This window comes from Aminobacterium thunnarium, assembly GCF_055390565.1.
The window spans coordinates 1077909-1095266 of the sequence record NZ_AP042412.1; the positions used below are offsets into that span (position 1 = coordinate 1077909).

The 17358-nt window shown below is 41.9% G+C and carries 17 protein-coding genes and 1 tRNA gene; 5 read left to right on the forward strand and 13 right to left on the reverse strand.

From position 1 onward, the window contains the following. Positions 1-13: 13 nt before the first annotated feature. Entirely contained in the window at positions 14-1210 is a 1197-nt protein-coding gene (locus ACZ5GY_RS05330; protein ID WP_213690215.1) for an acetate/propionate family kinase, read from the reverse strand. A gap of 99 nt (positions 1211-1309) precedes the next feature. On the opposite strand from ACZ5GY_RS05330, the gene ACZ5GY_RS05335 reads away from it, so the two are divergent. Further along, entirely contained in the window at positions 1310-2536 is a 1227-nt protein-coding gene (locus tag ACZ5GY_RS05335; RefSeq protein ID WP_213695722.1) for a tRNA(Met) cytidine acetate ligase, read from the forward strand. Here ACZ5GY_RS05335 and coaD read toward each other — a convergent pair. Genes coaD through trmB form a run of 4 tightly spaced genes read right to left on the reverse strand, consistent with a single transcriptional unit; the run spans position 2512 to position 4872 of the window. Then, positions 2512-3012 (reverse strand): pantetheine-phosphate adenylyltransferase, encoded by a 501-nt coding sequence (gene coaD / locus ACZ5GY_RS05340; RefSeq protein WP_213690217.1) that lies wholly within the window; start codon positions 3010-3012, stop codon positions 2512-2514. The two genes, ACZ5GY_RS05335 and coaD, sit on opposite strands and share 25 nt — an antisense overlap. Next, positions 3009-3521, reverse strand: a complete 513-nt coding sequence (locus ACZ5GY_RS05345; protein WP_307880014.1) for an RsmD family RNA methyltransferase — start codon at positions 3519-3521, stop codon at positions 3009-3011. Before ACZ5GY_RS05345 ends, coaD begins: the two co-directional genes overlap by 4 nt. Further along, positions 3518-3916 (reverse strand): SAM-dependent methyltransferase, encoded by a 399-nt coding sequence (locus ACZ5GY_RS05350; RefSeq protein ID WP_213690219.1) that lies wholly within the window; start codon positions 3914-3916, stop codon positions 3518-3520. Before ACZ5GY_RS05350 ends, ACZ5GY_RS05345 begins: the two co-directional genes overlap by 4 nt. Next, complete coding sequence (gene trmB / locus ACZ5GY_RS05355) at positions 3913-4872, reverse strand: tRNA (guanosine(46)-N7)-methyltransferase TrmB (RefSeq protein ID WP_213701069.1); 960 nt, start codon at positions 4870-4872, stop codon at positions 3913-3915. The genes ACZ5GY_RS05350 and trmB overlap by 4 nt, the downstream gene beginning before the upstream one ends. Before the next feature lie 349 nt (positions 4873-5221). On the opposite strand from trmB, the gene nifJ reads away from it, so the two are divergent. From nifJ to rsmA, 4 genes are all read left to right on the forward strand, one after another. Further along, a complete protein-coding gene (gene nifJ, locus ACZ5GY_RS05360) occupies positions 5222-8779 on the forward strand; it encodes a pyruvate:ferredoxin (flavodoxin) oxidoreductase (protein ID WP_323401729.1) in 3558 nt (1185 codons plus the stop codon). 133 nt (positions 8780-8912) lie between these two features. Then, positions 8913-8990 (forward strand) — tRNA-Pro (locus ACZ5GY_RS05365). Positions 8991-9055: 65 nt separating this feature from the next. Continuing rightward, the gene (gene catB, locus ACZ5GY_RS05370; protein WP_464112071.1) at positions 9056-9715 is read left to right on the forward strand and encodes a type B chloramphenicol O-acetyltransferase; all 660 of its coding nucleotides are present in this window, start codon (positions 9056-9058) and stop codon (positions 9713-9715) included. Between the two features lie 21 nt (positions 9716-9736). After that, a complete protein-coding gene (gene rsmA, locus ACZ5GY_RS05375; protein WP_213699393.1) occupies positions 9737-10546 on the forward strand; it encodes a 16S rRNA (adenine(1518)-N(6)/adenine(1519)-N(6))-dimethyltransferase RsmA in 810 nt (269 codons plus the stop codon). A gap of 56 nt (positions 10547-10602) precedes the next feature. Here rsmA and ACZ5GY_RS05380 read toward each other — a convergent pair whose 3' ends face one another. From ACZ5GY_RS05380 to ACZ5GY_RS05415, 8 genes are all read right to left on the reverse strand, one after another. After that, positions 10603-10878, reverse strand: coding sequence for an HU family DNA-binding protein (locus ACZ5GY_RS05380; RefSeq protein WP_213695726.1), 276 nt, complete (start codon positions 10876-10878; stop codon positions 10603-10605). Positions 10879-10997: 119 nt separating this feature from the next. Then, the gene (der, locus tag ACZ5GY_RS05385) at positions 10998-12308 is read right to left on the reverse strand and encodes a ribosome biogenesis GTPase Der (RefSeq protein ID WP_464112072.1); all 1311 of its coding nucleotides are present in this window, start codon (positions 12306-12308) and stop codon (positions 10998-11000) included. Positions 12309-12338: 30 nt separating this feature from the next. Then, positions 12339-14153, reverse strand: a complete 1815-nt coding sequence (locus tag ACZ5GY_RS05390; protein ID WP_464112073.1) for a primosomal protein N' family DNA-binding protein — start codon at positions 14151-14153, stop codon at positions 12339-12341. Then, positions 14150-15376: a bifunctional phosphopantothenoylcysteine decarboxylase/phosphopantothenate--cysteine ligase CoaBC gene (coaBC, locus tag ACZ5GY_RS05395; protein WP_213690537.1), complete on the reverse strand. Its 1227-nt coding sequence runs from the start codon at positions 15374-15376 to the stop codon at positions 14150-14152. The genes ACZ5GY_RS05390 and coaBC overlap by 4 nt, the downstream gene beginning before the upstream one ends. After that, positions 15357-15608, reverse strand: a complete 252-nt coding sequence (locus ACZ5GY_RS05400) for a DNA-directed RNA polymerase subunit omega (RefSeq protein WP_213690536.1) — start codon at positions 15606-15608, stop codon at positions 15357-15359. The genes coaBC and ACZ5GY_RS05400 overlap by 20 nt, the downstream gene beginning before the upstream one ends. A gap of 15 nt (positions 15609-15623) precedes the next feature. After that, the gene (gmk, locus tag ACZ5GY_RS05405) at positions 15624-16208 is read right to left on the reverse strand and encodes a guanylate kinase (protein WP_213690535.1); all 585 of its coding nucleotides are present in this window, start codon (positions 16206-16208) and stop codon (positions 15624-15626) included. Further along, positions 16192-16455, reverse strand: coding sequence for a DUF370 domain-containing protein (locus ACZ5GY_RS05410; protein WP_213690534.1), 264 nt, complete (start codon positions 16453-16455; stop codon positions 16192-16194). Before ACZ5GY_RS05410 ends, gmk begins: the two co-directional genes overlap by 17 nt. A 5-nt stretch (positions 16456-16460) precedes the next feature. Then, the gene (locus ACZ5GY_RS05415) at positions 16461-17345 is read right to left on the reverse strand and encodes a YicC/YloC family endoribonuclease (RefSeq protein WP_213690533.1); all 885 of its coding nucleotides are present in this window, start codon (positions 17343-17345) and stop codon (positions 16461-16463) included. Between the last annotated feature and the right edge of the window lie 13 nt (positions 17346-17358).

Consider the following 17358-nt stretch of genomic DNA (forward strand, 5'->3'; position numbering starts at 1 on the left):
CCTTCTTTCTGTCTTACTTTGAGACGATATCTCTAGTATCTCGAGCAATTACAAGTTCTTCGTTTGTCGGGATTACAAGTACCGTTACTTTAGAATCGTCTGTGCTGATAACAGCTTCTTTTCCTCGGATGTTGTTTTTCTCTGCATCAAGTTTAACACCAAGGAACTCAAGACCGCTACATACTTTTTCTCTAGCTTTAGCACTATTTTCTCCGATACCAGCAGTAAAAACAAGCACGTCTATGCCACCCATAGCAGCAGCATAAGCACCAATATACTTTTTAATACCGTAATAAAGCATAGACTCTGCCAATTCTGCGCGTTTGTTACCCTTTTCTGCCTCTTCCTCTACATCGCGAAGGTCGCTGCTTACACCAGAGATACCAAGGAGTCCACTTTCTTTATTCAAAATGTGACTCATGGCTTTGGGATCAAGATCTTCTTGCTCAGCAAGGAATGTAAGAAGCTGAGGGTCAACATCACCAGCACGTGTTCCCATGATAACTCCGGGGAGGGGGCTGAATCCCATGCTAGTATCAACAGATTTTCCGCCATCAACAGCTGTTATGGAGCTTCCGTTTCCTAAATGGCATGTGACAATCTTAAGATCTTCAACTTTTTTACCAAGGAAGTCAGCTGCTCTATGAGAAACATAGAAATGGCTTGTTCCGTGGAAGCCATAACGGCGAACTCTGTACTTTTCATAATAGTGATAAGGAACACCGTACATATAAGCCTGTCCAGGCATTGTCTGGTGGAAAGCTGTGTCAAAAACTCCAACCTGAGGAACATTGGGAAGAACTTCCTGCATAGCTTCAATGCCCATAAGGTTTGCTGGGTTATGAAGAGGTGCAAGAGGCACGCACTCCTGAAGAGCTTCGATAACATCTTTATCGATCATAACTGAACGTGCAAATTTCTCTCCACCGTGAACGACTCTGTGCCCTACGGCATTGAGCTCATCAAGACTCTTAAGTACCCCATGCTGAGGATCAAGAAGGGCCTCAAGAACATATTTAATAGCCACTTTATGGTTAGAAATTTCTGTATTACGAATGACAGCATCCATTCCAACCTTCGTGTGCTTAATTCGAGAACCTTCAATACCAATACGCTCAACCAATCCCTTAGCGAGAACAGCTTCTGTCTCCATGTCGAAAAGCTGATACTTCAAAGATGAACTTCCACAGTTAATAACCAATACTTTCATTGCTTTTGGATTCCTCCCTCTCCTTGACCTGATAGAATTCTACAGGGTATCTTTAAGAGTATCTGTATTATTATATATTTATAGAAAGCGTGATTACCTATGTCAAAAAATGTTGTTGGCATCATCGCTGAGTATAACCCTTTACATAACGGGCATGTTTTTCAGTTAAATGAAGCAACACGGAAAACAGATGCTTCAGAAATCGTCGTCGTTCTTTCTTCCCATTTTACACAAAGAGGAGAACCTGCTTTTTTAGATAAATGGCAACGCACAGCTCTCGCCTTAGAAGCCGGCGCAGACGTAGTATTAGAACTACCTGTATTTTTTTCATGCCATAATGCCGGAGTTTTTGCCGCAGGAGCGGTAGATATTCTGGCAGCATGTCACAGTGTAACCCATCTTTCTTTTGGTATGGAAAACCATAATTGCGATTTATCCACAATCCTTGACATTCTAATTCACGAACCTGAACCTTTCAAGAGAGAACTCAGAAGATATCTTGAAAAAGGCTTTTCATATGTGAAAGCGCGTGCTTCGGCTCTGGAAGCATTAATTCCAGATTCAGGTTCAATACTCTCTCAACCTAATAACTCCCTTGCATTGGCGTATCTTCTTCACATCGAAAAAAACAAATACCCATTACATTGTGTTCCTATAGAGAGAAAGGGAGCTGGCTACCACGACGAAACTTTTCAAGGAACATGGGCAAGTGCCTCAGCGATACGAAAAGCATATAGAGGAGGAAAACAGGAAAACATACTTGATGCTCTTCCATCCTTTTCCCGATCTCTCATAGAAGAAGCCTGCAAGAGTGGTCGGATTGCATACTCTGCCCAAAAATTATGGCCCTTTCTCCAAACAAGTCTTTTACGAAGCACACCTCAAGAAATTGCAAAAACAGCAGAGATGAAAGAAGGTCTCGAAAACCTATTTTATAAATTGGCCGGAACCTCTCTTTCCTGGGATGATTTCGTATCACAAGCAACATCTAAGCGTTACACAAAGGGGACAATTCAACGCTTCGCCATTGATTGGCTTTTAGGCATCAAACATTGGGAAAACAGAGCCTTTCAACGGCTGGGACCTCAATATATACGTGTTCTCGGTTTTTCTTCCCGCGGGAAAAAATTGCTAAAAGAGATGCGTAGCAAAACAACGTTACCCATTATTACCAGAGGATATATTCCTTCTTTCAGAGGACCATCTCGTCGGTTACTCCAACTTGAGAATATTGCATCGACATTATGGGAATATCTCGTAGATACTCCGTACACAGAACATGAATTACGAGCAATCCCTTATCAATTGGAAAACGGCTTAGGGTAACGTTCTCGCAGCCGACGATATACCCCTGGAGGAACCATTTCCTGAACAGGGCCTCCAAAATGGAAAATCTCTTTCACTGCGTGGCTTGAAAGATACGAGTATTTAGCCTCCGTAACGATAAATAATGTTTCTATGTCCGGCGCTAATTGCCTGTTCATGAGAGCTAGTTGAAATTCGTATTCGAAATCCGATAAAGCACGGAGACCACGAATGATAATACGACTTCGCTCTTGGCGTAAAAAATCGACAAGAAGTCCGGTAAACGAATTCACCTTTACATTAGGAAGATGACTTAATGCTTCTCTAGCCATTGCTTTTCTCTCTTCTACACTAAAAGTTGCTTTTTTCTGAGGATTAAGCAACACGCTGACAACAAGTTCGTCAAACAAAGCAGCTGCCCTTTCCGCTATATAAATATGACCGTTCGTAATAGGATCGAAAGACCCCGGGTAAACAGCACGTATAGGGCGTTTCATTCAAAGACCTCCTTCTTCTTTAAAAAGGTGAGGTTCGTATCTCCATAAGTACGTGAGTCTGTCACAATAAAATCGTCACCTTGAATTATAATAGGCTCTCGTATTGAATGCTCTATTATAATTAAACCATTATCTTTCAAAATAACAGGTGCTTCTTTCAGAAGATCCAGAATTCTATTGGGCCACCCTTCTTCATAAGGGGGATCTGCAAAAATAATATCAAAAGAATGATTTTTTTTCTGTAACCACTGCAAAGCCCTTCGTATATCCATTGATAGCACAATATAAGAATCGCTATCTATCTCTTTTTTAAAATTTTTGCGAATAGCTTCAGCCCTCTTACGCACAAGCTCAACCTCTACAACTGGCCTTGCTCCCCGCTCATAAGCAAAAGCACCAACCTTTCCGGTACCAGCAAAGAGATCAAGAAAAGCCACCTCTTGAAGAGACCCCAGTATATTAAATAACGCCTGAAGAACTTTAGATGATGTAGGACGTACGTCCTTCATTTGAAAGACTCCATTACAAAGGGTTTGATATCAAGAATTGGAGTACCGTCTATGGCATCAAGACCAACAACAAAAAGAGTGTTCCCCTCTTTTTTCAAAAGTCGACAACGAGTCGTTCCCAAAAAGTTTGGACGACGGGGAGAACATGTTGAACAAACACTCTGCAACGGCCGACGCAAATCTCCCCTTGGATGAACCTGAAAAGGAAAGGCAGAAGACCTGTGAAAGCGAAAAATCACTAAAATTTCGGTGCCCTCCTTTATGTCTTCAAAAGCAGGAAGATAAAAAGGATCAAGAAGAATGCTAGAATGATGTTCCTTAAATGAATCAGGAGAAACAGGTTCGCCTATAGAAGATTTCACAATACCAATAGGTTTAACACAATACCCCTTCATGAACGATCAACTACCCTGCCCAGATAATCAGCAAGATAATAAAGTGATCTTTTTAATGCAGGTGTTCTAAAAGCTGCACAATTACTATCAAGTTTTATAAGAGTCTCATTTTCTTTCTTTACCAGCTTTAAAAAATAACGCTGCTCAAAACCACCATCGGATGCTATGGTCTGAATAAGAAAGGCACCCTCAGGCGATGTATAGTATCCTTTATATGTCCAATGGCAATCTTCTTCAGTTCCCTCATACCCATTGAGTGAATCAAGGTCTGCCAAAGTCCATGCACTAGTCTCTATTTTTGTGTTCACCGTTTCTTCCTCCTTTATGAGGCGTTCTACTGTAAATCTCTCTTTTTTCTCTATCTGAACCAGAAAAATATCCTTACCTTGTGCCAGCCATTTTCTCTCATACTTCGTCTTTACCGGACGAGATGGATTCCTCTCGAAAGTACGCAATTGAAGAGCATTGTGTGAAGATAAAACATCTCGAACCTCTTCCGCATACCATTCTTCATCTGTAACGAGTTCGAAAACTCCACCACATTTAAGAACGGCTGCCAACATATCTGCGAAACCAATATATGTAACTCTTCTTTTCTCATGGCGAGATTTTGGCCAAGGACATGGGAAATTCATATAGACCTTATCGATGCTCTCATCTTCAAAACACTCTCTAAGTAAGAAACGTGCATCCCCACACATAAGGAATAAATTCGCGATTCCCAAGCTCCGCGCTCTTTTCGCTGCCTTCAAAACACATGTTTGTGAAACTTCTATTCCCCAAAAGGTATCTTGAGAATTATTTTTTGCCATATAAACGGGGAATTCGCCGTTGCCAAAACCTATTTCTACAATATCCCTTCCCTCCTCTTTCTTATAAGGGGAAAGTTTAAAAGGAAGTTGCATAAACTCAGGTCGTATTACAACATCTTTAAGAGTTACAAAAGCCACAGGCATCAACGCCTCCTTAAGAGCAAAACTTAAAAGCAGATAGATTATAACAGCCTTTTAGTTCTCCTTGCAGAGCTTTATAAAAAATAAAGAGTCTATACCATTCGTGACTATCATAACATTGACAGTCCTTTTCATTGTGATAATATCAACGCGAATGTCAGAATGGATTTTTTTGTCTTTTTTGAAAAATGCGATTTTAGAATGTTCATATCTTGCAAATATTTCACCTTTAAATATAGCTGTTTCTTTTTTCGCACTTAATTATTATTATATTTCAGTAGGAGAGCATTGCTTTGGATTCAATCAGAGGTCATAATGCTCTCTATTGAAAAAATACAGAGGGGGTACATGAATGGCTAAGCAATGGAAAACGATGGATGGAAACACCGCAGCGGCGCATGTTTCCTACGCGTTCACAGAGGTTGCTGCTATCTATCCCATCACACCTTCGTCTCCAATGGCAGAGGTAATTGATGAGTGGGCAGCCCATGGACTGAAAAATATTTTTGGCAGAACTGTTGATGTAGTTGAACTTCAATCAGAGGCAGGTGCTTCTGGAGCCGTACACGGTTCTCTTTCTGCAGGTTCCCTGACAACAACTTTCACAGCATCCCAGGGACTCTTACTCATGCTTCCCAACATGTATAAAATTGCTGGAGAACTTCTTCCAGGAGTTTTTGATGTTTCTGCTCGTGCAGTAGCCGGTCACGCTCTCTCCATTTTTGGAGACCACAGCGACGTAACAGCATGCAGAGCTACCGGTTTTGGCTTCCTCGCTTCTGGAAGCGTACAGGAAGTTATGGATCTTACAGGTGTAGCACACCTTGCGTCTATCAAATCAAGTATTCCTTTCGTCAACTTCTTCGATGGTTTCAGAACTTCTCACGAAATTCAGAAAATCGAGTTGATGGATTATGATGATTTGGCAAAACTTGTTGATTGGGATGCAGTAAAACGATTTAAAGATCGTGGACTGAATCCTGAGCACCCCTACCAGAAAGGTACTGCTCAGAACCCTGATATATACTTCCAGGCAAAAGAAGCAGCAAACCGTTTCTACACAGATCTTCCTGATATCGTCGAAGAATATATGAATGAGATCACCAAAGTTACAGGAAGAGAGTATCATCCTTTCAACTATTATGGTGCTCCTGATGCCGAGCGTGTTGTAATTCTTATGGGGTCTGCCTGCCAGGCCGCAGAAGAAGCTGTTGACTATCTCAACGCTAAAGGCGAAAAAGTCGGAATCATTGAAGTTCACCTTTATCGCCCATTCTCTGCAAAATATTTCTTTAACGTTCTTCCGACAACAGCAAAGAAAATTGCTGTTCTTGATAGAACTAAAGAGCAGGGCGCACTTGGCGAGCCTCTTTATGAAGATGTTCGTACATTGTTCTATGATAAAGACGAAAAACCCGTTATCGTTGGTGGCCGCTATGGTCTTGGTTCAAAAGATACAACTCCTTCTCAGATTAAGGCTGTTTTTGACAATCTTAAAGCTGAAGAACCCAAGAACCACTTCACAGTTGGTATCGTAGACGATGTTACCCACACTTCACTTGAAATAAAAGAAAATATCAACGCTGCTCCTGAAGGAACAATTCGTTGCAAATTCTGGGGTCTCGGCTCTGATGGAACTGTTGGTGCCAATAAGAACTCCATTAAAATCATTGGCGATAATACTGATATGTATGCACAGGGATATTTCGCTTACGACTCTAAAAAATCAGGTGGCGTAACCATTTCTCACCTTCGTTTCGGTAAGAAGCCAATTCGCTCAACATATCTTATTGAGGCAGCTGATTTTATAGCCTGCCACAAACAGGAATATGTCCATTTGTACGATGTTCTTGCAGGGCTTAAAAAAGGCGGAAAGTTCCTTCTTAATACCCAGTGGACAACAGTAGAAGATCTTGAGAAACATCTTCCTGCCAGTATGAAACGCTATCTTGCAGAGAACGAGATTGAGTTCTACGTATTGAATGGTGTCGACCTTGGTATCGAAATCGGACTCGGAAACAGAATCAATATGATCATGCAGTCCGCTTTCTTCAAATTGGCCAATGTCATTCCAATTGAAGACGCCGTGAAGTACATGAAGGAAGCTATTAAGAAGACCTACGGCCGAAAAGGCGAAAAGATCGTCGAAATGAACTATAAAGCTGTAGATGCGGGTGTAGGCGCTCTCGTCAAGATAGACATCCCTGCAAGCTGGAAAGAAGCTAAAGACGAGTGCTGCTGTGAAAATAATGACGCAGATAGACCAGATTTCATTAAGAACGTTTGCGACGTTATCAACCGCCAGGAAGGCGATAAACTTCCCGTGAGCGCTTTTGTTGGCCGCGAAGATGGTAGCTTCCCTTCAGGAACATCCGCATATGAGAAACGCGGTGTAGCTGTAAACGTTCCAGAGTGGCTTAAGGATAAATGTATTCAGTGCAACCAGTGCGCTATGGTCTGCCCTCACGCAGCTATTCGCCCTGTGCTTCTCAATGAAGAAGACAAGAAAAACGCTCCTGAGACCTTTGCTACAGTTGATGCGAAAGGCAAGGAGTTTGCAGGGCTCGCATTCCGTATGCAGGTCGATACACTTGACTGCCTCGGCTGCGGAAACTGTGCTGATATCTGCCCTGTAAGTGCTCTTGAAATGAAACCTCTTACGTCTCAGACAGACGCAGAAGTTCCCAACTGGGATTTTGCTGTTACTGTCTCTGATAAATCTGACCTTACAAATAAGAATACAGTGAAAGGCAGTCAGTTTGCCCAGCCACTGTTCGAGTTCTCTGGCGCTTGTGCAGGATGCGGAGAGACACCATATGCCAAATTAGTTACTCAGCTTTATGGTGATCGCATGATCATCGCTAACGCAACTGGTTGTTCTTCCATTTGGGGTGGATCTGCTCCTAGCATGCCTTATACAACAAATGCCAAGGGCCAGGGTCCTGCATGGGCCAACTCCCTCTTTGAGGATAACGCTGAGTATGGCTACGGCATGTACCTCTCAGTGAAGAACTCCGTGAAGGGACTTACAGAAGCTGTACGCAAATTGCTTGATCTCGACATTTGTGCCGACGTCAAGGCTGTCTTTGAAGAGTGGCTTGAAAACAAGGATGATGGTGATAAGTCTAAAGTCGCTGCCGAAAAAATCTACGCTATTCTCGGCAAAGACCTTGGCAACGAAGATGCTAACAAACTTCTTGCTGAGATCGCAGACAAAAAAGACTACCTTGTCAAGAAATCTGTCTGGATATTCGGTGGAGACGGCTGGGCATACGACATCGGTTTCGGCGGACTTGACCATGTTCTTGCTTCTGGTGAAGATGTCAACGTATTTGTATTTGATACAGAAGTTTATTCGAATACTGGTGGTCAGTCTTCAAAATCTACTCCGACAGCAGCTGTTGCTAAGTTCGCTGCTTCCGGAAAGAGAGTTAAGAAAAAGGACCTTGGCCGTATTGCCATGACCTATGGATACGTGTACGTTGCTCAGGTAGCCATGGGCGCTGACAAAAACCAGTTGATGAAGGCTGTAACTGAAGCTGAAGCCTACAAGGGCCCATCTTTGATTATAGCCTACGCTCCTTGTATCAACCATGGTATTAAGGTCGGTATGGGCAAATCTCAAGCTCAGGAAAAGAAAGCTGTTGAAGCAGGTTACTGGCACCTGTACCGTTATAACCCATTGCTCAAAGACGAAGGAAAGAACCCCTTCGTTCTCGATTCCAAGGAGCCAAAGGCTGATTTCCAGGAATTCCTTATGAGCGAAGTACGGTACTCTTCTTTGATGAAATCCTTCCCAGAGATTGCTGATCAGCTCTTTGAGAAAGCAGCTGCTGACGCTAAAGAAAGATACGAAACATATAAGCAGCTTGCCGAGATGGGCAAAGAAGCAGTTAAAACTGAAGCATAAGATATTTTAAGATGCTAAAGAGCTGCTCCGAAAGGGGCAGCTCTTTTTTATTGAAAAGACTAAGAATGTATAATAGAAAGACCTTTATAAAGCTTGACCTAGTCTGGTATATTAGGTAAAATACCCAAGTCATCGGGACGTAGCGCAGCCTGGCTAGCGCACCTGCATGGGGTGCAGGTGGTCGGAGGTTCGAATCCTCTCGTCCCGACCATGCGTATACAAGCGGGGTATTTACCCCGCTTTTTTTATTGGCAAATTTGGGAGGCAAAATAACAAATGAAAAACTATTTTGAAAGCCCCTTCAGGGGAAAACCCATTGCCGAGCAAATAACAAATCCAAATATTACAGTTGGACGATATAGCTACTACTCCGGATACTATCATGAACACTCTTTTGAAGAGTGTGTTCGTTATTTATCGCCAGACCGAAATGATGTCGACAAATTGATTATAGGCAGTTTTTGTTCTATAGGATCAGGGGCTAGTTTTATTATGGCAGGTAACCAGGGTCATCGTTATGACTGGATAACAACTTTCCCCTTTTTCTACACGCAAGATGAATATACACATAATGAAAAGTTTGCTTTCTCTGAAGCATGTGACGGCTACGCCCCTATGGGAGATACTGTTATTGGGAGTGACGTATGGATAGGCTCTGAAGCTATGATCATGCCTGGAGTCAAAATCGGCCATGGTGCTGTCATCGGAAGTCGTGCCCTCGTTACAAAAGATGTGACCCCTTATTCTATTGTCGGAGGAAATCCAGCTCGTTTCATACGAAAAAGATTCTCCGACGAAGAAGTAACTATGCTTTTAGAAATGACGTGGTGGGAGTGGCCACTGGAACAGATAAAAGAGAACATGCATCTTCTTTGTTCTAAGAATGTTCGCGCTCTCTGTAATTTATGGCATAATACAAAATCGGTTGATAAATAAGAAAATAGACACGGAGGGGAAATGAAAGACCAAACGTTTAAACATAAATCAAGTCTAGGACAAAACTTTCTACAAGATAAAAACATCTTGGCTCAGATTGTCAAATGGGCCTCCATTGAAGAATCTGATGTCATTTTGGAAGTAGGAGCCGGACAAGGCGTCCTCACTCAGCAACTCGCTCTTTCTCCATGTAAATCTGTTTTTGCCCTAGAGATAGATAAATCATTACATCCATATCTTGATCCGTTAGAGGAACAATATAAACCTCGTCTTACTATCTTTTGGGGTGACGCCGTAACCTTTGATTATGAAGATTCTTTACCTGAAACTCCTACTAAAGTTGTGGCAAATATACCCTACAATATAACTACTCCCTTGATTTGGCGCCTCCTAGAGGTGTTTTCAGGTAGGGGATTACAATCTATGCTCTTTATGGTTCAGCGAGAAGCTGCCTTGCGCTTAATAGCCCCTCCTAAGACTAAGGACCGCTACCCTCTTGGCATTACTTTAGAACTCATGGGGAAAAGTAAAATATTGCGCAAAGTTCCCCCTCAGGCTTTTTTCCCACAGCCTAATGTAGACTCTGCTGTTATAAAGATAAATATTGATAAAAATTTTGATTTAGCCCAACATGGAAGTTGGAGAAATCTTCTTCGCGCTTCTTTTGCTCAGAGAAGAAAAACATTAATCAACTCTGCTTCACGCAACGGTATTAATAAAAACAACCTTATTGAAAGTTTCTCGATCCTTAATTTTTCTCCAACATTGAGAGCCGAAGATTTAACTGGAGAGGAATGGCTCGCTCTCTGGAAAACGTTGAATTCCCTTTAAAAAAACAAAGAGGCCCTTTAAAGGGCCTCTTCTCTACAATAAAAAACGAAAAATTCCTATTCCACTTTCTCCTTCAGTGCTTTACCCGGTCTGAAGACTGGAACTTTCTTTGCTGGAATCTTAATTACTTTTTTAGGATCCTGAGGATTTCTTCCCTCTCTGGCAGCTCTCTCGCGAACCTCAAAGGTGCCGAAACCAACAAGCTGAACTTTGTCACCTTTGGCAAGAGAATTCTCAATGGCCTCAAGCACTGCACCTACGGCAGCACCTGCTTCACGCTTGTTGAGACCTGTTGCTTTAGCTACTGCATTAACAAGATCTGTCTTTGTCACCCCTAATTACCTCCTTTTCTTTGATTTAATATAAAATCATGTAATTGACAAGCTTTGCGCTGATTTATTATTACCAGTAACTGCCACTGCGGTCAAGTAGAAATTTCACTAATATCAAATTATGACTTAACTCGCCAATATAAACGTAATGGGACCCCATCAAAAGTTTCTATTTCTCTTAACTTATTCTCTATATGTCTCGCAAAAGACGTTGTAACAATTTCCGGATCGTTTACAAAAAATACAAAGGTTGGCGGTTCCGCATCAGTCTGTGTGCAATAGTAGATTTTCAAAATTCTACCCTTACGACTTGTAGGCAACGCCTGAAAAGCCAAAATGTCGCGTATTAGACGGTTCAATATATTTGTCCCTATTCTTTTTCGGCGATTATCCCGAACTTGTATAATTGTTTCCGTAAGTTTATGTAAACCTCTTTTTGTCAAAGCTGAAACAAAAAGCAAGGGAGCATGAGAAAGGAAAGGCATCTCTTCCCTTATTTTCTTTTTCATTGCATCCCCCAACTTATCGGTAGATTGTAATGTGTCCCATTTATTAACAATGAGAATTATGCCCTTTCCCTTTTCAAGAACCTGCGCTGCCATCTTTTTATCTTGATCAGTAGCTGGTTCATTAGCATCCATAACAAGAAGGGCAATATCGCTCCGATCAACCGCCTGAAGGGTTCGTACAAAGGAGTAATACTCTATATCGCTATCAATGCGGCTCTTTTTCCGAAGTCCCGCTGTATCTATAAAACGAAATTTTCCTTCCTTTGTTTCTACTATCGTATCTGTAGCATCTCTTGTAGTTCCTGGTATATCACTCACCAATACCCTATCGTTGCCAGCAAAGGCATTGACGAGGCTTGATTTTCCGACATTCGGACGCCCCACAATCGAAACCCGCACTTCCTCTGGATCAATCTCCACCTCTTCCTCTTCAGGTAAAAGAGAAACAGCTAAATCAAGTAGATCGTCAATATATCGTTTATGGAGGGCACTAATGCCTATTACATGTTCAAAACCGAGGGTGTAAGCATCATAAACTCTATCTTCATGCACTCCATCATCAAGCTTATTGGCAACAACAATGACTGGTTTTCCCGACCGTCGAAGAATGTGTGCAACGTCTTCATCCATCCAATTAGGACCCGCAAGACCATCTATAACAAACAATATGACCTGGCTTTCCTCAATGGCTAACGTCGCCTGTTTTCTGATCCCATCAACAAGTGGATGTTCGTCACGAACAAGAAGCCCACCCGTATCTACAATATAAAAGTTTCTCCCTTTCCACTCTGTCTCTCCATAAATGCGATCACGGGTTACACCGGGCATATCATCTACAATGGCATCACGGCGACCCAAAATTCTATTGAAAAGAGAAGATTTCCCTACATTGGGTCTTCCCACTATTGCTATTATGGGCATTTTCCCTATATTCCTCCTTTAAATTTCTATTTAATCGATCCAAAGAGAGACCAACGGAAAGCCCTCTCTCGATTTTGAAATATTAAACCACGGCTCAAGAACTTTCTTTAGCTTCCCGGGGCGCTCAACAAAAATCCATAAAGTTTTCTCCTTACCCCCCGGATCCATAGCCATTATATTTTTCTCTACAAGATAGTCTAATAACTCCTCTTTCTTGTTAGGAGGCGGAGTAATCTCTGCTAAAATACTAAAGGGTGGAAAACCATATTCTTGTCGTTCTTTGAGCTCTTTATACCAAAAGGACGTCCATCCCTCAAGAATTCCTCTCTGCCAACCCTTTCCTGGCCTTCGAGATTGTATGATAACCCGTCTTTGCGCCGCTTCTCTTCCACGCCAGAAAGATTCAAGTACCATACGATATGCATCAAATTTTGACCGATAGACCACTTTACGAGCCTCAGCATCGGCGTCAATCCAACCTATCATGCCAACAAGCATAGAATCACAAAGTGAAAGAGCTGCTCGTGAGCCAACAACTATTCCTCCATGAACAAAATGCGCATTAATTTCTCTCAGTCTTTTTTTGCTTGTATTTTTTTCCGCATGCCATTCTACCACTGGATAGCCCTCTCCACATAGTGCCTGAGCTATTTTCAATACAATCTCTAGTCCAGGACGCTTGCCACTAAGTAAAAACCCTCCGCATTTTGGACATTTTTTAGGGAAAGGAGCCTTGTACCCGCATAGCGGGCAGGTGACATTTACTGCTTCTTCTTCCGCTCTCAATGCCACTCCACATGAATGACAAACAAGTGTGCCACCGCACTCCTCACATGTAATTTCTCCGGCATACCCTTTTCGATCAAGAATCCATAAAGCTGTTCTTTTCTCGCCCAAGCATTTCATCGTTTCTCGTACCAAAGACTCACTTAGTGGAAAAGAAGAGCTTATTCCCGGGAAATCAGGTTTAGGAGCAAACTTTGTATCGACAAAAAAGGCTCTTTTCTCCGGAGAAACGAGTTGTTCCTCCGGTTTTTTATGAAGGAATATTTTCGATGAAGGTAATCGACCACAAAGATATAAAGAACTTTTTGCTATACGTGCTCTCTGCACAGCCACTGAACGTATCTGCAGAAAGGGAACAGATTGCAGGCGGTATGCAGGGCTACTTTCTTCATCTACAAGTATAAGCTCCGGGTTACATAGAGGGGCAAAAACAGCACCAGGACCACCTACTATGATATTAACATCTCCGATACAAGCTTTGTTCCAGGCTTCCCATAGCTTTTTGCCACCAACAGAAGGCCATAGCAGCACTTTTTCAAACCCTTGTGTCTCTAAAAGAGAATAAAAAAGCTCGGCTAAAGCTCTTTCAGGAAAAAGCAAAATAGCCGAGCCCTGGTTATTCCGTAAGATATCTACATACCTTTTATGTCGTTGTTCATCCTCTGAAAAGTAATAGTAATTTTGCGTAAAGGATCTATTGAGCTTTTCTACTCCAGAAGGGGGGATAGGCTCTGTCGCTTCTCCCTTTAAAAGTTGAGAGGGAGACATCACCCGTAATGCCTCTCCTCGACCACACAGAAAATTAACGCCTATCCAATGACTCAACAGCCAAAGATCATTTGGAAATAGAGTTTCTTCATCTAACGGCCGAATAAGGGAACGAATACGGAATATTTCTTTGTTTTCCGATGGGCCAGATGACCTTCCAAGAGAAAAACCCACACGTTTTGAAGGCCCCATGGGAACAAGTACACGAACACCCGGCTTCACATCCCCTTCATACTCATACGATAGAGAATTCCACCACGGCCCAGGAACAACAACATCAATCAACGTCAATTGATCGCTTCCTTGTGACACAGTTCAGCAACAGTATTTAAGATTCCCCAAGCTACTTCTTCTTTGCTTCCTTCAAGCTCAAAAAAATCGCCCTTTTTCATTATAACTTTAACCCGATTCGTATCGACGGCAAAACCGGCATCACAAGCCGTAATATCGTTAGCCACGATAAGATCAAGGTTCTTTCTTTCCATCTTGCCTTTAGCATGTTCTATAAGATGACTACTTTCTGCAGCAAATCCAACAAGTACCTGTTTAGAAGTTTTCCTTTTCCCAACCTCAGCAGCAATATCCGGATTTTGAACTAGGTCAAGAGAAAGCGTATCTTTCCCTTCTCTTTTCATCTTCTCAGTTTCAATAGATGCAGTTCTATAATCACTTACTGCTGCCGCTTTTATGATAATGTCAGCACTGGACATTTCATCCATAACTGCTTTATACATATCCATACCAGACTCCACTCGCTGACAAGGTATGCCATAGGGATCAGAGAGAGAGACCGGTCCCGAAATAAGCTTGACAGTTGCACCTCTGTACCAAGCTGCACGAGCAAGAGCAAAACCCATCTTTCCACTACTTGGATTACTGATAAAACGAACGGGATCTAAAAATTCCCACGTAGGTCCCGCTGTCACAAGTATGCTTCTATTCAAGAAATCTTTCTTAGGAGAGAGACTTTTCCATACTTCTTCCATAATTACGGTAGCGTCTGGTAGTCGTCCTCTTCCCTCATATCCACAAGCTAGATTCCCAGTATCTGGCTCCACAACTACATATCCCAGCTCTTTCACTCTTTCGATATTCTTTACAGTAGCAGGATGAACAAGCATATGCTCATTCATTGCAGGAAAAAGCAACACAGGAGCCTCTGTAGCTAAAACAGTAGCATCAAGCAACCGTTCTCCATGACCTTGAGCTAAACAAGCAAGAGTTTCAGCAGTACATGGAGCAACAAGCACAATTTCAGCCCAATCTGCCAAATGTATATGCGGAATTTCCCAACCGCGATCTGCTGAAAGAAAATCTTGCTGTCTCCATACACGACGTCCAGCCAAGGTTGAAAGAACCATTGGACTTACAAAAGCTTCTGCTCCCTCTGTTAATATAACTTCGACTTCACAGTCTGCTTTTTGTAGAGTACGAAGAATCTCAGGAGCCTTATAAGCGGCAATTCCGCCAGTAACGCAAAAAACAACTCGTCGCTTATTTTTCCACGTTAGCATCGGAGTCTCCAGGGAACAATATCTTTGCCCGTGAAGAAGGGATTCTGTATTTGACTCGTCCTTTCGCGATATCCTCCATTGCTAATGAAAGATGCTCTTCTATGTCTTCTTCAAGCATGCGACTCTTTTGTTCACTTATCCGACGGCTCCAATTAGCGACAAGAACTGTTAATAAATATTTATTGTCTATTCCAGTCTTTTTTTCTAAACTATCAATATCATAAAACTTCATTTTTTAACCTCCCCACTATAAACAGCACTCTAGTTTATAACTGAGAATAATTTTTTTTATTTCAAGTGCAGCCCGTTCCACGCAATCATTTACAACAACAAAATCGTAAGCTTCTGCCTTTGCCATTTCTTTTATGGCATTGTGAAGACGAAGTTGAACAGTCTTCTCTTCTTCCGTTCCTCTTTTTCGTAGTCTCCGTTCAAGCTCTTCAGTAGAAGGAGGCATTATAAAGATAAGAACCGCGTCAGCAAAAGCGTTTTTTACCTGAAGTGCGCCTTGCACATCTATTTCAAGAACAACATCATTCCCAGCCTGCAACTCTTTCTCTACATCCGATTTTAACGTCCCATACGAATGATCATGAACATTAGCCCATTCGAGAAATTTTTCTTCTTTAACCAACCCTTGAAAAGTAGTCTCATTCAAAAACCTATAATCAACCCCATCTATTTCACCATTTCTAGGTTCTCGAGTTGTACAAGAGATAGAGTAAACTAATTCAGGCATGTGCTGAAAAAGTGTCTTTCTAACTGTTCCCTTTCCAGCACCGCTAGGTCCCGATATAACAAATAAGTTCCCTTTTTTATTTGTACTCCTCATTGTCCGCTTCTTCCTCAAATCGATTAACTATAGTTTCAGGTTGAATGGCCGAAAGAACTACATGATTGCTATCAGTAATGAGGATAGCACGAGTTTTTCTACCTTGAGTAGCATCAATTAATCGCCCTTCGTCTTTAGCTTCCTCTTTCAACCGCTTAATAGGAGCTGAACTAGGATGAATAATGGCAACAATACGCTCTGCTACAATCATATTGCCAAAGCCAATGTGAACTAATCGATACGACATCACCATCACTCCACATTCTGTACTTGTTCTCGTATCCGCTCAAGTGCCGTCTTTGCCTCTACGGCAAGCCAGCGTATTTCTGCGTGAGTCACTTTAGACCCTATCGTATTTATCTCTCGATTCATCTCCTGAATCAAAAAATCCATTTTCCGTCCTTCAGAAACTTTCCCGCTCAAAATAGTATTAAATTTGTCGATATGACTTCGTGCTCTGGTTATCTCTTCTGAAATATCCCACTTATCAGCCATAAGGGCTATTTCTTGAGCTATTCTATTTTCATCGACTATTGGCCCGTTATCTTCAAATATCTTTTTAATTCGTTCTCTTGTCTCATTCATGGCTTCCTCTTGAGCTTTTTCCCAAAGAGAGGAAATTTGATCGATCAAGGATGAAAACAAATCAAGATGTGTTCTTATATCGACTTCCAGATGATTCCCTTCTTTTTCTCGCATATTTTGCAAAGAGTCGACGGCTTTCGAAACCATTTCAGAAAGTGTTTTCTGTATTTCCTGCTCAATCGATTCTCTTCCCTCAGGAGAATCAGTAACGCCAGGTAAATGAAGTAAAGATTCTACTCGAATTGGTGCCGAGACGCTTAGTTTTTTTTGTATATCCTGTATCTGGTAATAGTAATCCTGCAAAATCTGAGCATCTATCGAAACAGCCCTAAACGATGAAGACCACGAAACATCGACATTAAGCCTAACTTTACCTCGTCTGATAGATTGCCTCAGTTGATTATTCAAGATTGGTTCGCAATAAGAAAGTTCTCTTGGTAATCGTATAGATATGTCTTGATATCGATGATTAATTGTAGACATTTCCACAACGAGTGTCCCCCATGGAAATGTTTGATTCTCCCGACTAAAACCTGTCATGCTTAAAAGCACAATAAATCCTCCC

Coding starts and splice junctions, on each gene's coding strand:
- ACZ5GY_RS05330 (WP_213690215.1), bottom strand. CDS start 1,210: ATGAAAGTATTGGTTATTAACTGTGGAAGTTCATCTTTGAAGTATCAG.
- ACZ5GY_RS05400 (WP_213690536.1), bottom strand. CDS start 15,608: ATGAAGTTTTATGATATTGATAGTTTAGAAAAAAAGACTGGAATAGAC.
- rsmA (WP_213699393.1), top strand. CDS start 9,737: ATGAAAGACCAAACGTTTAAACATAAATCAAGTCTAGGACAAAACTTT.
- trmB (WP_213701069.1), bottom strand. CDS start 4,872: ATGCCTGTGGCTTTTGTAACTCTTAAAGATGTTGTAATACGACCTGAG.
- ACZ5GY_RS05335 (WP_213695722.1), top strand. CDS start 1,310: ATGTCAAAAAATGTTGTTGGCATCATCGCTGAGTATAACCCTTTACAT.
- coaBC (WP_213690537.1), bottom strand. CDS start 15,376: ATGCTAACGTGGAAAAATAAGCGACGAGTTGTTTTTTGCGTTACTGGC.
- catB (WP_464112071.1), top strand. CDS start 9,056: ATGAAAAACTATTTTGAAAGCCCCTTCAGGGGAAAACCCATTGCCGAG.
- gmk (WP_213690535.1), bottom strand. CDS start 16,208: ATGAGGAGTACAAATAAAAAAGGGAACTTATTTGTTATATCGGGACCT.
- der (WP_464112072.1), bottom strand. CDS start 12,308: ATGCCCATAATAGCAATAGTGGGAAGACCCAATGTAGGGAAATCTTCT.
- ACZ5GY_RS05410 (WP_213690534.1), bottom strand. CDS start 16,455: ATGTCGTATCGATTAGTTCACATTGGCTTTGGCAATATGATTGTAGCA.
- ACZ5GY_RS05350 (WP_213690219.1), bottom strand. CDS start 3,916: ATGAAGGGGTATTGTGTTAAACCTATTGGTATTGTGAAATCTTCTATA.
- nifJ (WP_323401729.1), top strand. CDS start 5,222: ATGGCTAAGCAATGGAAAACGATGGATGGAAACACCGCAGCGGCGCAT.
- ACZ5GY_RS05345 (WP_307880014.1), bottom strand. CDS start 3,521: ATGAAGGACGTACGTCCTACATCATCTAAAGTTCTTCAGGCGTTATTT.
- coaD (WP_213690217.1), bottom strand. CDS start 3,012: ATGAAACGCCCTATACGTGCTGTTTACCCGGGGTCTTTCGATCCTATT.